This window comes from Bradyrhizobium sp. USDA 4503 (assembly GCF_054055815.1).
On the sequence record NZ_JBSRXS010000001.1, the window covers coordinates 3247801 to 3260889 of the forward strand.

Consider the following 13089-nt stretch of genomic DNA (forward strand, 5'->3'; position numbering starts at 1 on the left):
CCGAGAAGGTCGGAGCGGATCGCTCGATGTCGTCGGATTCCTCCTCCATCCAATTGAAGCGATCTTTTTGCCATGCCCGGACAAGCTCCGCCTATCGCCGGCTGAGCAGGATGTTGCGGTGCTGCAGATCCTTGATCCTCTCGGGCGCAAAGTCGAGCTGGCCAAGGACGTCTTCATTGTGCTCGCCCTGATAGGCCGGCATGCCGGGCGACGGCAGTTCCGAGCGGCTGAAGATCCAGGGATTGCCCGGCATTCGGACCAATCCGCCGGCCCGGTCATCGACCTCGACCACGGCATTCCACTCCTTGGCCCAATCGGTCTCCACGAACTCGTTGACGGTGCGCACGCGCCCAACCGCGAGCCCGGCTTCACTGACTTGCGCCTGCAACTGCTCGAGATTCTCGAACGTCGTAATCCAGGCGCGGATTTCGGCGAGCAACGGCGCGAGGTTCTGCCGGCGCAGGCTAGCGGTGCCGTAGCGGGCATCGGCCAGCAAATCGCTTCGCCGCATCATCGCGCAGTAGCGCGTGAACATCGGCGAATAGATCGGGCTGGCGGCGATCGTCAGGCGGGTGCCGTCGGACATCTCGAAGATGTGCGACTCATTAGCCGACAGCGCGATAGGCTCGCCGTCGGTGTCGATCCCCGACATCATCGCGCCGGCGCGCTCGTTGACCGACAGCATCGTCGCAGCCATCGACACGTCGACGTGCTGTCCCTCGCCGGTGCGGTTGCGATGCTGGAGCGCGGCGAGCACGGCGATCACGCCCTCCAGCCCGGTATAGACATCGGCATGGCTGCATGAATCGCCGCGTGGCTCCGACAATGCCGCACCGAAATGGTCCTGCACGATCGAGGTCAGGCCGGTCTCGGCCTGCACCGTAGGCGCAAAGGCCGGCCGGTTGCGCCAGGAGGTCGACTGCCCGTAGCCGCTCAGCGAGACATAGATGATGCCGGGGTTGAAGGCACGGATGTCGTCGTAGCTGAAGCCGAACCGCGCCAAGGTGCCGGGACGGAAATTCTCGACGATGACGTCGGCTCCCCTACACAGGCGGGTGACTATCTCGCGTCCCTCAACATAGTTCAGGTCGATGCTGAGATTCCGCTTGCCGGCGTTCTGCTGCACGAAATAGAGACCCATACCACCGACGTAAGGCAGTCCGGCGCGGCCAATGTCGCGGCGCGGGAGCGGCCGGACGGCGGCTCGATCTTGGTGACCTCGGCGCCGAGGTCACGCAGCGCCTTAGTGCAATGCGGACCGGCCAGCACGCGAGTGAAATCGACCACCCGCAATCCCTGAAGAGGCGCAGCCGACATCGTCAGTCTCCCTCGAAGACAGCTGTTGCCGGGCCCGACGCGAAGAAGGCGTCGGCGCCGCGCTGGCGATCCCTGGCCTTCCAGATCATGTCGTTGATCTCGACCTGTCGCGCGTCGGCAGCGGCGACGCCGCCGCGCGCCTGCAGGTTCGCCTGCATCTTGACGCCCGCGATGACCTTGGTCGGGCCGGCGGCGAGCTGCCGGGCCATGGTCATCGATGAAGCGCCCAATTCGGCTTCCGGGACGACGAGGTTGATGATGCCCCAGCGTTCGAACGCCTCGGGCGTGTGACGGCGGCCGAGCATCGCGATCTCCTTGGCCCGCGCGATGCCGGCGCGTTGCGCGATGCGCTGCGTGCCGCCGAGCAGCGGCAGCAACCCGACCGCAACCTCGACCTGGCCGAGGAACGCGGTGTTCGCTGCGATAATCATGTCGCAGGTCAGCGCGAGCTCAAGCCCGCCGCCAAGCACGCCGCCATTGACGGCGGCAACCGTGGGAACCGGTACATCCTCGAGACTACGCCAGATTTTTTCGAGGCCCGCCTGATCGGTGTGCAGCTTGGTGCCGATTCCCCAGGACGCCATCTCCGCGCCGGCGCAGAAGTGCCGCATCGAGCTACGCAGCAGGATAGCGCGGCAGCCGGCCGCAACCACCGCGTGGTAGGCGCCGACCACATCGTTGATGAGCTGGTCGTCGAGCAAATTGTGCGGCGGCTTCGCCAGCGTCACCACGCCAACCTTGCCGTCCATCTCGTGAAGTACTGTCGTCATCAGGTTCCCTCCGCTCGATACAGAAGCCGGCCGGCAGCGCTTTCGACGCAGCGTCACGGCGGTCAGACGTCTCCTCGCTGCGGGCCTGCCCGGCGCAGATCCCGCTGCTCTGATGATTTGAATGTCGTCCGTCATAACAAACGTGACAACGTCAAGCTCTGCCAATTATGATGTCGAAGATTGCCAAACGGCCGGAAGAGCCGTTCGTCGGCTTGTCAATCTGTGCCAGCCGGACGTGGAGGAAGTGCCATGAAGCCGATCAAGATCGTGATGCCGATCTCGAGCGACCCCGATGCGCCGACGCAGAGCCTGCTCGGACTCGGCGCGCTGGCCGCCGAGCTGGCGGCGGAGGGCGTGTCGGTGCGCGAGCTGTTTGCACGGACCGGCCTCGACGCTTCCCAGCTCGAGGATCCCCATGCCCGGATTTCACACCGCCAGCGGCTGGCGATCTACCGCAACGCGATGCGGCTGGCGAAGCGCTCCGATATAGGGTTGCTCGCAGGCGCTCGGCAGCGCATCAGCGATTATGGCATTTACGGCTATGCGCTGGTGTCGAGCCGGACATTCGGCGAAGCGCTGATGTTCTCGCTCGATCACATCACCATGGCCGGGCCGGCGGTAAGGCAGATCAGCTTCCGGATCGAGCACGGGACGACCGCGATCCTTCGCAGCCATGGGCTCGACCCGCTCGGCGAGCTGCTGCCGTTCGCCGCGGAATTCTGGCGCAGCTCGATGACCGCGGTGTTCAGCCGCATCCTCGAGTCGCCGTTCCCGAGCAAGAGGATGATCTTTCCGTTTGCCGCACCCGTGCACTGGCGGAACTACGAGCGGATGTTCAACTGCCCGATCGACTTCGGCGCCGATCGCATGGAATGGCATTTCGATGCCAAGGTGCTCGATCTGGCCTGCCCCAATGCAAACCCGATCACCGCGAAAGTCTGCCAGCAGCTCTGTGACGTCGTCTTGACCGAGCATCCCGGCGAATCCGAGCTAGTAAGGCGGATCAGAGCCGCCTGCCTCAACAGCCCCAGCCGATTTGCGGGCGCGCCGGAGATCGCATCCAAGCTCGGGCTGTCGCTGCGAACGTTCCACCGCAGGCTGGCGGAGGACGGGCAGTCGTTCCAGTCGATCGTCGACGGGATGCGGCAGTCGATTGCGACGGAGTTGCTCGAGAACACCCATCTGGCGATCGATCAGGTCGCCGAGCGTGTCGGCTTTGCCGACGCTACCAGCTTCCGCAAGGCGTTCAAGAAGTGGACCAACCGCTCGCCGTCGGCCTTCCGTCACCCTACAGCGCAGCGGCCAGCAGCGTCGCCAGACGCGTGACCAGCAGCAGCGATAACCCGACCGCCAATGTCAGGAGCTGTCCGAAGCGGAAGTCGTCTGGATCGAGCCCCGCGTTCTGGAGCTGTGCGTAGGTTAGCAGCGATTGACACTCCATATCACCCTCCCGCCATCAGGCATGGTTGTTTCCGGCAATCACGGCGTCCGCCGGCCCGATCCGGCCGACGCATGAGCCGAACCCGATGCCCACAAAACCTTCCCGGCTGCAGCGGCCGCGGAAGGTGACCTCGTCGCCGTCCTCGAGGAAACTGCGGCTCTCGCCGCTCGGAAGCACGGCCGGCCGTGATCCGGCGGCGGTGAACTCGAGCATGCTCGAAAGCTGCGCCGGGCTAGGCCCCGAAATGGTGCCAGTGCCGATCAGGTCGCCCGGCAGCAGATTGCAGCCATTGATGCTGTGATGCGCGATCATCTGCGCCGGGGTCCAGTACAGGTATTTGGCATTGGATGTGAGAATCGCCGCGGCGGGCTGGTTCGCGGCGCGCATCTGCGCGGTCAAGAGCAGGACCTCGAGGTGGACATCGAGTCCGCCGTGCGATTGATCGGCCGCGTCGAACAGATAGTCGAGCGGACGCGGATCGCCGTCCGGCCGCGCCAGCGCCGCGACGCGGAACGGCGCCAGCGCATCCGACGTGACGACCCACGGTGACACCGAGGTAGCAAAACTCTTGCTGAGGAACGGTCCAAGCGGAAACATCTCCCAGCGCTGGATGTCGCGCGCCGACCAGTCGTTCAGCAGCGAATAGCCGACGATCTGCTGCGATGCTTCGGCGATCGGGACGGGATTGCCGAGCCGGTTGCCGGCAGCGAGGTAGAAGCCCATCTCGAGCTCGAAATCCAGCCGTTCGCACGGGCCAAAGCCCGGCGCTGCGCCCGCCACCGTGGGCGGGCGTTGCCCGAGTGGCCGTCGCACCATCCCGCGCCCCACTTGCACCGACGAGGCACGGCCGTGATAGGCGATGGGCACCCATTTGTAGTTCGCGGGAAGCGGATTTTCCGGCGTCAGCAGCGCGCCCGCCGCCCGCGCATGATAGATGCCGGCGTAGAAGTCCGTGTAGTTCGAGATGCGTGTGGGCAGGTGCAACGTTGCATCCGCGATCGGCGTCAGCAGTTCGGACGCACGGCGCCTGGTGTCATCGGCCGCGCTGCCCTGCCCCAGCAGATCGGCGGCGCGGCGGCGCAGCTCCCGCATCGCCATAGGTCCGAGCGCGAACAGCGCATTGAGCGTGCCTTGCTGGAGCGCCTGGCGGATCGGCGCCGCGAGGTGCTCATCGGAACCGAGCGCTCGCTTCAGGTCGAAGACGAAATCTCCGATCGCGGTGCCGATCCGGGGCTGCGGATCGGCGGCGGTGCTGAAGATGCCGAGCGGCAGATTCTGGATCGGGAAGTCGGTCGCGCTGCCGTTTGCCGTCTCGACAAAACTCCGCCGTGCCGGGTCGTGGGTCTCGTCGAGTTGAACTGCGTTGGTCATGCTGCCTTCCAGGTTCCTCGATCCGTGCCGTCCATTGTCACGAGGCTGCGGCTGCGAGAGCCGGCCGCTCGCTGGCCAAAGCCGCTCCGATCTCGGATTGGATGAACTGCGCCGCAAACGCCTCGCGTTCGCGCGCAGCGCGCTCGCTGCGATCCGTTACCGAGAACAGCCAGACGAACAGGAAGGCGAGCGGCATCGAGACCAGAGCCGGATTGTCGTAGGGGAACAGCGCCGTCGGAAAGCCGAGGACGGCGACCCAGACCGTCTTGCTCAGCACGACCAGCACAACCGACGCGACGAGGCCCGCGAGACCGCCGGCGACGGCGCCGCGCGTCGTGGTGCCACGCCAGAACATCGCCATCGCCAGCACCGGAAAATTGCAGCTCGCGGCCACCGACAACGCAAGTCCGGCCATGAACGCCACGTTCTGGTTCTCGAAGGCGTAGGCCAGCAGAACCGCAACGACGCCGATGGCCACAGCCGAGACCTTCGAGACCAGCAGTTCGCGCGCTTCGGATGCCTTGCCGCCGGCCAGCACCTGGCCGTAGATGTCATGACTGACGGCGGAGGCGCCGGCGAGCGTCAGGCCGGCGACGACGGCAAGAATGGTCGCGAATGCCACCGCGGAGATGAATCCGAGCAGCAGCGGACCGCCCATCGCGTGGGCGAGATGGATCGACGCCATGTTCGGCCCGCCAACCAGATCGGCGATCTTGTTGAACTGCCCGGATGCCGCGACATTGAAATAGCTCGGATCCGTCATAAGGATCGCTGCGGCGGCAAAGCCCAGCACCGGAATGATCCAGCAGAAATACGCGACGCAGGCCGTCGCATAGAACACCGATTTGCGGGCCGCGGCGGCGTCCTTCACCGTGAAGAACCGCATAAGGATATGCGGCAGGCCGGCGGTGCCGAACACTAGCGCGAGGCCGAGCGAGATGGCGGACACCGGTTCGGCGAACAGTCCGCCGGGGACCAGAATAGCGGCTCCCTTGGGATGGACGTGGCTTGCGGCCTCCAGCAGCCGTCCGAGGCTGAACTCGAAATGCCACAGGGCAGCCAGCGCGAGCAGCGTTCCGCCGCACAGCAGCAGCACCGCCTTGGTGATCTGAACCCAAGTGGTCGCCTGCATGCCGCCCACGATCACATAAAGGATCATCAGCACGCCGACGCCGAGCACGGCGAAGATGTAGTTGATGCCGAAAAGCAGCTGGATCACCTTGCCCGCGCCGATCAGCTGCGCGATCAGGTAGAACAGCACAACGACGAGACTTCCGGTCGCGGCGACGCGCCGGACCGGCGTCCGCTGCAGGCGAAACGCGGCGGCATCCGCGAAGGTGTAGCTACCCAGATTGCGCATGCGCTCCGACATCAGGAACAGCACTATCGGCCATCCCGTGAGAAAGCCGAGCGCGTAAATGAAGCCGTCGACGCCGTTGGCGTAGACCAGCGCGGATATGCCGAGAAATGCGGCCGCCGACAAGAAATCGCCAGCGGTCGCCAGACCGTTCTGCACCGGCGTGATTGCGTGTCCGGCGGTGTAGAAGCCCGCCTTCGATCCGGTGCTGCCGGCCGAGCGCCAGGTGATGACGAGCGTGACGGCGACGATAATCAGGAACATTCCGATCGCGATCCAGTCGGGCCCACGCGCCGCCGCGGCGGGCGCGCCCTGGGCCATCGCCGCAAATGGAAACACCACGCAAAGTGCGATCAGCAGCCATCTGGCGATCATCGGACGAGCTCCCGATTGACTCTGCGCGCGAGTTCGTCGAAGCGCGTGTTCGAGCGCTGAACATAGAAGGCGGTGAAAGCGATGATCGCCGCAACCATGAGAAGGGCGAGCGCGAAGCCGAGCGGCATCGCGCTGCCGGCGAAACTCGCGCCGAGCGCGGCTTTCGCGGTCGAGATCAGCGCAATGAAGCCGAAGAACATGACCAGCGTCAGGGTGGACAGACCCCATCGCAGCCGCGCGCGTCCCGAGACCAGTTCCCTGAACGCGGCGTCGGCAAGGATTTCTCGCGTGCGGTCCGGCGACAGTTGCGGCATCCGATTCCTCCCTCGTAGACATTTTGCTGATCGCCGTGCCCATCCGCGTGCGTTGCGCCGCAGAGAATCAAGGCTCGGGGTGTCTCCTCTCCAGGCTCGGAGCATTAGAATCCGGACCGCATCCGGCAAGGTGATATCCTGCCAAACTCCGGGTGATTTCATGCCATGCTGGGCGCGCCGCGATTGTCGCGCCATCACCTGTCTCGACATCTCGCGACGATGCACAAGCCGGACAGTCGTAATTCGCCTATCAGCCGACCTACGGGCGGTCGTCGATGCCTGGGCGGCAAAGCAGGACGATACTCCCGGCCGCTCTGAGGACGTCCGCCGGCTCATCGAGTTCGAGCTAACTGTATAGCCCACGGCGCTGCGCGCTGAACGGCACAGCCCCAGGGAGCGCGCCCGCGAATTGGCAGGCGACGCAATCCACAAGGTGACCGACAGTACAGCCAGCCAAGACGATCAGGCCAGCCGCAAGCGCAAGCTCATCAAAGGGCCGGAGGAGTTTCACAAGGTGCGCCGCGACAGAAATCTAGAATGATCACAGCCTCTAGATCATTGCCCCATAATAGGATCGAAAGCTTGCTTCGCGCGTTGAATTAGTCAGCCCAAATGGGAGGTCAACAATGATTAAAGAGCGAGACCGACGGGCGCCGACGGCTGCGGAACGCGAAGCAAACAAGGCATTCAAAACTGTCAGGCCGAAGGATGCTATGACGGATTACGCCAAAGCGCAAAAAGCGGTCCATGATAATCGAGAGCGCCTAAAGGCCGAACGGCTGGCGCGGGAGGCAGAAGCGGCCAACCGCACAAAAGCAGACTAAGCGTCCCATGTGGATGATCACGGAGGACCAAAGTTTGTGAGGGTGAAATGGCCCTGCACTTCCGCCGAGTCGATACTGAACTGGAGATATGGATCGCAAGCAGCGACGACTATTCATTCGTCATCAGCAACGAGAGCCGGAGTGGACCTGGATTGCATGGAGAGCCGGGCTTTGTTGCATCATATCGCCCTGACTTTCTGAATATGCCAGCGGCTCACGTATCCGGGTCTCCCTTCAGTTCGTTCGCTGAAGCCGAGCGGGCCTGCAATGCGTTCCTGGGGCGCCTCATCATTAAGGGATGACTACCGTTATCCGCCCGCCGCGGCTATGGCTTCTTCTCCGGCATCGCCGTGGCCAGCCGTTGCAGTCTACGCCGGCAAAGCCAAAGAGCAGACCATCGCCGAATTCCTGCTCAACATCATCCCGAAATAATCCTTCGTGCCCGAAGCGTTTATCGGCTCGTTCAAAAGAAAGGCTTGCAGAGCAAATCGAAGTTTATCGATTGCGATATTGGTTCCGTAACTGGGCTCAATGCGCACGAGGTCCGCTATATGGGTCCAAGCCGATCTCGGGTTGCAGATTCGAGTCCCGCCGGACCCACCAGCAAATCAATTACTTGTCGGGTGGTGTCCCTTCATCGCCCATTTAGGATCATCCACCCGAAATGCCTCACGCCTTCGCGGTAACCATTCTCCACAGCACCTCGGTCAGCACCGCGTAGCCCTTGTCGAGGGCCGCGGGCGCCGTGAACTCGCGCGGATTGTGGCTGAGCCCGCCCTCGCTCGGGACGAAGATCAGCGAGGACGGAACAGATTTCTGGATGGCCAGCGCGTCGTGGCCGGTGATGGTCTTGAACGTCATGGCCTTGAAACCGAGATCCGCGGCGACAGAAAGAGCCAGTGCCACGCCGCCGGGATCAAGCACGGTCCCCGCTCGCCTCTCGTCGGCAGCGATCGAGATACCAACGCCGATCTCGCCCGACTCACGCGCGATTCGCTTCAGAAAGCGATCGCTGATCGCCGAGACCACGGCTTCGGCCTCATGCCGGATCTCGAACCAGACCCGAACACGGCCCGCCACGACATTCGGCGAGTTGGGATAAACGCTGATGCGCCCCGCGGAGGCATGGGCGCCCGCAGTCTCCCTCGCGACCTCCTGGTACAGCGCCTCGATAGCCCGGGCCGCTGCGCGCAGTGCGTCGCGGCGGAGCGCCATCGGCATCGGTCCGGTGTGCGAGTAGTCGCCTTCGAACATCACCGATATCTTGCGCGTCATCCACGCGCCGGACACTGCGGCAATGTCGCCAGCCGCCTGCTCCAGGCGATCGCCCTGCTCCACATGCAACTCGACATAGCGCACCGGATTGTGTTCGAGGGGCGTCGTCCCGCAATAGCCGATCGCGGCCAGCGCCTCGCCCAGGGTGACGCCCTCTGCGTCGCTGCACGCATATGCATCCTTCAGGCTCAGGGCGCCGGCGAAAACCGAGCTGCCGGTCAGGCTGGGCTGGAAGCGGGCACCCTCCTCATTGGTCCAGTTCACGACGGCGAGGTTGCGTCGCGCGGCGCCGGGATTGGCACGGCAACGCTCCCTGACGGCCTCGACCGCGAGGATTCCGGCGAGCACGCCGAAGACCCCGTCATATCGTCCTCCGGTCGGCTGGGAATCGAGGTGCGAGCCGGTCATGACGACGTCCGTGGACGCCGGCGCCAGCATCGCCACGCCAAATAGATTGCCGATCGCGTCGATCCTCGGAACAAGGCCGCGATCGGCGATCTCGTGCAAGAAGAGGTCCCTCGCCTGCTTGTCGCGCGCCGTTCCAGCCAGCCGACACACGCCACCGTCGTCGGTCGCACCGATCCTGGCAAAGCGCGCGATGAGGTCATGCAATGCGGTCATGTTTGCTCCAGCGATGCGATCCAGTTCCTCAGCTCGGTCTGACGGCAATCATGGCTCAGAATGTCGCGGTGAAGTGCCAGTTTCCAGGCAAGATCGCCACGCCGTTCGTCCGCCTCGAGCGCCGAGAGGTCGGCGGCATAACGCGCGAGCGCGTCCAGATCGGCAAAGAAACCCTCGTCAACCAGGAGCTGTCCGTAGCGTTGGATGACGGCGACGACGTCGTGCAGGCGATATTCGGGATGATACTGCACGCCCCAGAATAGCCCGCGACCGAAACGGATCTCCGCCGCCTGAACCTCGCACATGGTATTCCAGGCGGTGACGGTTGCGGACTGCGGAAGGCGGGTGACAATATCGCTGTGGATGGCCGGCGCGTCGAACACCGCCGCACGGCCAGCATGCATGGGATGAGCGCGGCCTTCAGCCGTCAGCATGATCCTTCGCGCGAATCCGACCTCGCGCCCCGCCGGGTTGAGACCGACCTCGCCGCCCGCTGCGACCGTGGCGAGCTGCAAGCCCCAGCACGAGCCGAACATTGGCACTCCGCGAACGAAGATCTCGCGCACGAGGTCGATCTGCCGCAGCGCTTCGACCTCTCGCTGGTAGATATTGAGGGCCGACCCCGTGATCGCGATGCCGTGGTAAGCTTCGAGCGGTTGCGGCAGCGCGAAGCTCGCATCCGCCGGTGTCGCGATGTCGACGACGACGCGAGGTGCAAGCGACCGCAGGACCGCCGCATAGCTCTCCGCAGGCATTGCGCCCGCCGTCTCGGCGATCCGTCGCCGGCCGGCCAGCGTGTTGCCCTCGAGAACGAGCAGCCTCAGCACGGTTCAGCTTCCAAGATCGCCTCGAATGGCGGCCAGCGTCAGCTGCTTGAACTCCGGCTCGGTCAACGGCCGCGGATTGGCACCCGCCGTCGGATCCTTGACGGCATCGGCCGCGATCGTTCCGGCGTCGGTCTCCTTCACCCCGAGCTCGGCGAGCGTATGCGGCACGCCGAGCTTCTTGCGGAAGGCCAGCAGCCAGGACAGCACGGCATCGAAGTCTTGGCTCGGCAGGTTGAGCGCGCGGGCAATGTGCGGAATCTTGTCGGCGATCGCAGCCTTGTTGCAGACCAGGACATAAGGGAAGACCACACCATTGGTCAGCCCGTGATGGGTATCGTATCGGGCGCCGACCGGATGGGATATCGAGTGGATCGCGCCCAACCCCTTCTGGAACGCGGTGGCTCCCATCGAGGCCGCGGCGAACATGTAGGCGCGCGCTTCGAGGTCGCGACCGTTCTCGACCGCGCGCGGCAGATAGTTATCGACGGTCTTCATGCCCTCCAGTGCGATGCCGTCGGCAAGCGGGTGAAATGCCTTGACGCAGTAGGCCTCGAAGCAGTGCGACAGCGCATCCATGCCGGTTGCCATGGTGAGAAACGGCGAGAGACCGACCGCGAGCTCGGGATCCTCGATTGCGATCCTGGGCATCATCATGGGATGGAAGATGATCTTCTTCTCATGGGTATCCTCACGAGTGATCACACCGGCGCGGCCGACCTCGGACCCCGTGCCTGCCGTCGTCGGCACCGCAATGATCGGCGCGATGCCCTTGGTGTTGGCGCGCGTCCACCAATCGCCGACGTCCTCGAAATCCCAGACCGGGCGCGACTGCGCCACCATGAACGCCACGCATTTGCCGACGTCCAGCGCCGAACCTCCGCCCACCGCAATCACGCCGTCATGACCGCCGGCCTTGAAGGCTTCGACGCCGGCCGTCAGGTTGGTTTCGGTCGGATTGGTCTTCACGTCGGAAAACACGGCGAGCGGAATGCCCGCCTCGCGCACACGGTCGACGATGCTGGCGATGAGATCGGTCTTGGCAAGCCCGTGATCGGTGACCAGCAATGGCCTGGTGAGGCCGTTGGTCTGGCACGCCTCGGGAAGCTCGGCAATGCGGCCCGCGCCGGTAACGACGCGCGTCGGAAAATTCCAGGCGCCGGTGATCTGAACGTCCATGTGCTGCTCTCAATGCTCAATGCTCGATGCGAAGGTGGAATGATCTTGGGCGGGTCAACGCCTCGAAGCCGAGGCGCGACATGCCGACACCACGTCCGGTGTCCTTGAGGCCGGTCCACGCCAGGGCGGGATCGACATAATCGCAGCGGTTCATGAATACGGTGCCCGTTGCGATGCCGTCACCGATACGTTCGGCTGCGGCGGCGTCCTCGGTCCAGACCGATGCAGTCAGGCCATAGGGGCTGTCGTTCATTAGGCCAACCGCCTCCTGATCGGAGGAGACCTTCATGAGGCCGACCGCAGGCCCGAAGCTCTCCTCCATCATCACCTGCATGGAGTGATCGACGCCGACCAGGACCTGAGGCATCAGATAGGCCGTACCGATCTTGTCCGCTGGGAACCGGGCCGGATCGATCAGAGGCTGCGCGCCTTTTGCGACGGCCTCGCCGATGTGGGCGCGGACGGTATCGGCAAAGCGTGTCGCCGCCATCGGGCCGAGCGTCGTGTCCCGCGACAGCGGGTTGCCGAGCCGGTAGCGCGCGGTCAGGCCGGCAAAGGCGTCTACAAAGGAGTCATAGATCCGCTCATGCACGTAAATCCGCTCGATGCCGCAGCAGCATTGGCCGGAGTTGTAGAAGGCGCCGTCCACGAGCTGCTCGACCGCGAAATCGAAATCGGCATCCGGCCGCACATAGGCCGGATCCTTGCCGCCGAGCTCTAGCCCGAGGCTGATGAATGTCCCGGCCGCCGCTCGCTCGACCGCCCGGCCGCCGGCGACCGAACCGGTGAAGTTCACATGGTCGACCGAGCGCGATGAGATCAGCTCACTGGTCATGACATGGTCGAGCGTGAGCGTCCTGAACACCCCCTTGGGCAGGCCGACCCGGTCCAGTGCCGCCTGGAAGCGCTCACCGACTAGCAGGGTCTGCGCGGCATGCTTCAGGATCACGGCGTTGCCGGCCAGCAGCGCCGGCACGATGGTGTTGGCCGCGGTGAGATAGGGATAGTTCCAGGGCGCGATCACCAGCACGATGCCGGCAGGAACGCGCTTGATCATGCGGCGGAAGCCGGGCTGCCCGGTCGGCACGATCGGCGCCAGCGCTTCATCGCTGAGCTCGACCAGCACGCGGACGCGCTCCTCCAGGCTGCGCAGTTCGCCGCCATAGCGCACCGGCCGGCCCATCTGCATCGCGAGCTCCGGAACGACCTCGTCGTTCTGCGCCCGCATCTCGTGCAGGAAGGCGAGCATCATGGCCTTGCGCTCGGCGAGCGATATGCTCGACCATTCCTGCTGCGCTTTCCGTGCTTGCGCGAGAGCCGCGGCGACCTCGGCACCCGTTGCGACGGGCCGCCGGGCAACCTCGCTGCCGTCGACCGGCGAAATGCAGACGATATCGTTCACGTGATGTCACTCGTTTTTG

General features: G+C 64.6%; 15 protein-coding genes. 4 read left to right on the forward strand and 11 right to left on the reverse strand.

Features of this window, described 5'->3' with window-relative positions; translation table 11 throughout:
- Nucleotides 1-91 precede the first annotated feature (91 nt).
- The 3 genes from ACVMIH_RS15930 to ACVMIH_RS15940 are packed head-to-tail and all read right to left on the reverse strand — an operon-like array spanning nucleotide 92 to nucleotide 2087.
- Entirely contained in the window at nucleotides 92-1141 is a 1050-nt protein-coding gene (locus ACVMIH_RS15930; RefSeq protein ID WP_456862479.1) for a CaiB/BaiF CoA transferase family protein, read from the reverse strand.
- Nucleotides 1084-1317 carry a CoA transferase gene (locus ACVMIH_RS15935; RefSeq protein WP_456862481.1) on the reverse strand — a complete coding sequence of 78 codons (234 nt, stop codon included), beginning with the start codon at nucleotides 1315-1317 and terminating at the stop codon, nucleotides 1084-1086. Before ACVMIH_RS15935 ends, ACVMIH_RS15930 begins: the two co-directional genes overlap by 58 nt.
- A gap of 2 nt (nucleotides 1318-1319) precedes the next feature.
- Nucleotides 1320-2087 (reverse strand): enoyl-CoA hydratase/isomerase family protein, encoded by a 768-nt coding sequence (locus ACVMIH_RS15940; protein ID WP_057020596.1) that lies wholly within the window; start codon nucleotides 2085-2087, stop codon nucleotides 1320-1322.
- A gap of 249 nt (nucleotides 2088-2336) precedes the next feature.
- Here ACVMIH_RS15940 and ACVMIH_RS15945 point away from each other — a divergent pair, with 249 nt between their 5' ends.
- A complete protein-coding gene (locus tag ACVMIH_RS15945) occupies nucleotides 2337-3413 on the forward strand; it encodes an AraC family transcriptional regulator (RefSeq protein WP_057020597.1) in 1077 nt (358 codons plus the stop codon).
- Here ACVMIH_RS15945 and ACVMIH_RS15950 read toward each other — a convergent pair.
- The 4 genes from ACVMIH_RS15950 to ACVMIH_RS15965 are packed head-to-tail and all read right to left on the reverse strand — an operon-like array spanning nucleotide 3376 to nucleotide 6945.
- The gene (locus tag ACVMIH_RS15950; RefSeq protein WP_156436539.1) at nucleotides 3376-3528 is read right to left on the reverse strand and encodes a hypothetical protein; all 153 of its coding nucleotides are present in this window, start codon (nucleotides 3526-3528) and stop codon (nucleotides 3376-3378) included. The genes ACVMIH_RS15945 and ACVMIH_RS15950 overlap by 38 nt on opposite strands.
- Before the next feature lie 15 nt (nucleotides 3529-3543).
- On the reverse strand, nucleotides 3544-4899 hold the full coding sequence (gene fahA / locus ACVMIH_RS15955; RefSeq protein ID WP_057020598.1) for a fumarylacetoacetase: 1356 nt from the start codon (nucleotides 4897-4899) through the stop codon (nucleotides 3544-3546).
- 37 nt (nucleotides 4900-4936) lie between these two features.
- A complete protein-coding gene (gene actP / locus ACVMIH_RS15960; protein ID WP_456862483.1) occupies nucleotides 4937-6631 on the reverse strand; it encodes a cation/acetate symporter ActP in 1695 nt (564 codons plus the stop codon).
- On the reverse strand, nucleotides 6628-6945 hold the full coding sequence (locus ACVMIH_RS15965; protein WP_057020600.1) for a DUF485 domain-containing protein: 318 nt from the start codon (nucleotides 6943-6945) through the stop codon (nucleotides 6628-6630). Before ACVMIH_RS15965 ends, actP begins: the two co-directional genes overlap by 4 nt.
- A gap of 409 nt (nucleotides 6946-7354) precedes the next feature.
- On the opposite strand from ACVMIH_RS15965, the gene ACVMIH_RS15970 reads away from it, so the two are divergent.
- From ACVMIH_RS15970 to ACVMIH_RS15980, 3 genes are all read left to right on the forward strand, one after another.
- The gene (locus ACVMIH_RS15970) at nucleotides 7355-7486 is read left to right on the forward strand and encodes a hypothetical protein (protein ID WP_283809223.1); all 132 of its coding nucleotides are present in this window, start codon (nucleotides 7355-7357) and stop codon (nucleotides 7484-7486) included.
- Between the two features lie 85 nt (nucleotides 7487-7571).
- Entirely contained in the window at nucleotides 7572-7769 is a 198-nt protein-coding gene (locus ACVMIH_RS15975) for a hypothetical protein (RefSeq protein ID WP_076834229.1), read from the forward strand.
- 267 nt (nucleotides 7770-8036) lie between these two features.
- The gene (locus ACVMIH_RS15980; protein WP_456862485.1) at nucleotides 8037-8201 is read left to right on the forward strand and encodes a hypothetical protein; all 165 of its coding nucleotides are present in this window, start codon (nucleotides 8037-8039) and stop codon (nucleotides 8199-8201) included.
- A gap of 237 nt (nucleotides 8202-8438) precedes the next feature.
- On the opposite strand, the gene ACVMIH_RS15985 is transcribed toward ACVMIH_RS15980, so the two are convergent.
- The 4 genes from ACVMIH_RS15985 to ACVMIH_RS16000 are packed head-to-tail and all read right to left on the reverse strand — an operon-like array spanning nucleotide 8439 to nucleotide 13070.
- The gene (locus ACVMIH_RS15985) at nucleotides 8439-9665 is read right to left on the reverse strand and encodes an allantoate amidohydrolase (RefSeq protein ID WP_456862487.1); all 1227 of its coding nucleotides are present in this window, start codon (nucleotides 9663-9665) and stop codon (nucleotides 8439-8441) included.
- Complete coding sequence (locus tag ACVMIH_RS15990) at nucleotides 9662-10492, reverse strand: type 1 glutamine amidotransferase (protein WP_057020602.1); 831 nt, start codon at nucleotides 10490-10492, stop codon at nucleotides 9662-9664. The genes ACVMIH_RS15985 and ACVMIH_RS15990 overlap by 4 nt, the downstream gene beginning before the upstream one ends.
- A gap of 3 nt (nucleotides 10493-10495) precedes the next feature.
- On the reverse strand, nucleotides 10496-11668 hold the full coding sequence (locus tag ACVMIH_RS15995) for an iron-containing alcohol dehydrogenase (protein WP_456862489.1): 1173 nt from the start codon (nucleotides 11666-11668) through the stop codon (nucleotides 10496-10498).
- Nucleotides 11669-11684: 16 nt separating this feature from the next.
- The gene (locus ACVMIH_RS16000; RefSeq protein WP_057020604.1) at nucleotides 11685-13070 is read right to left on the reverse strand and encodes an aldehyde dehydrogenase family protein; all 1386 of its coding nucleotides are present in this window, start codon (nucleotides 13068-13070) and stop codon (nucleotides 11685-11687) included.
- Between the last annotated feature and the right edge of the window lie 19 nt (nucleotides 13071-13089).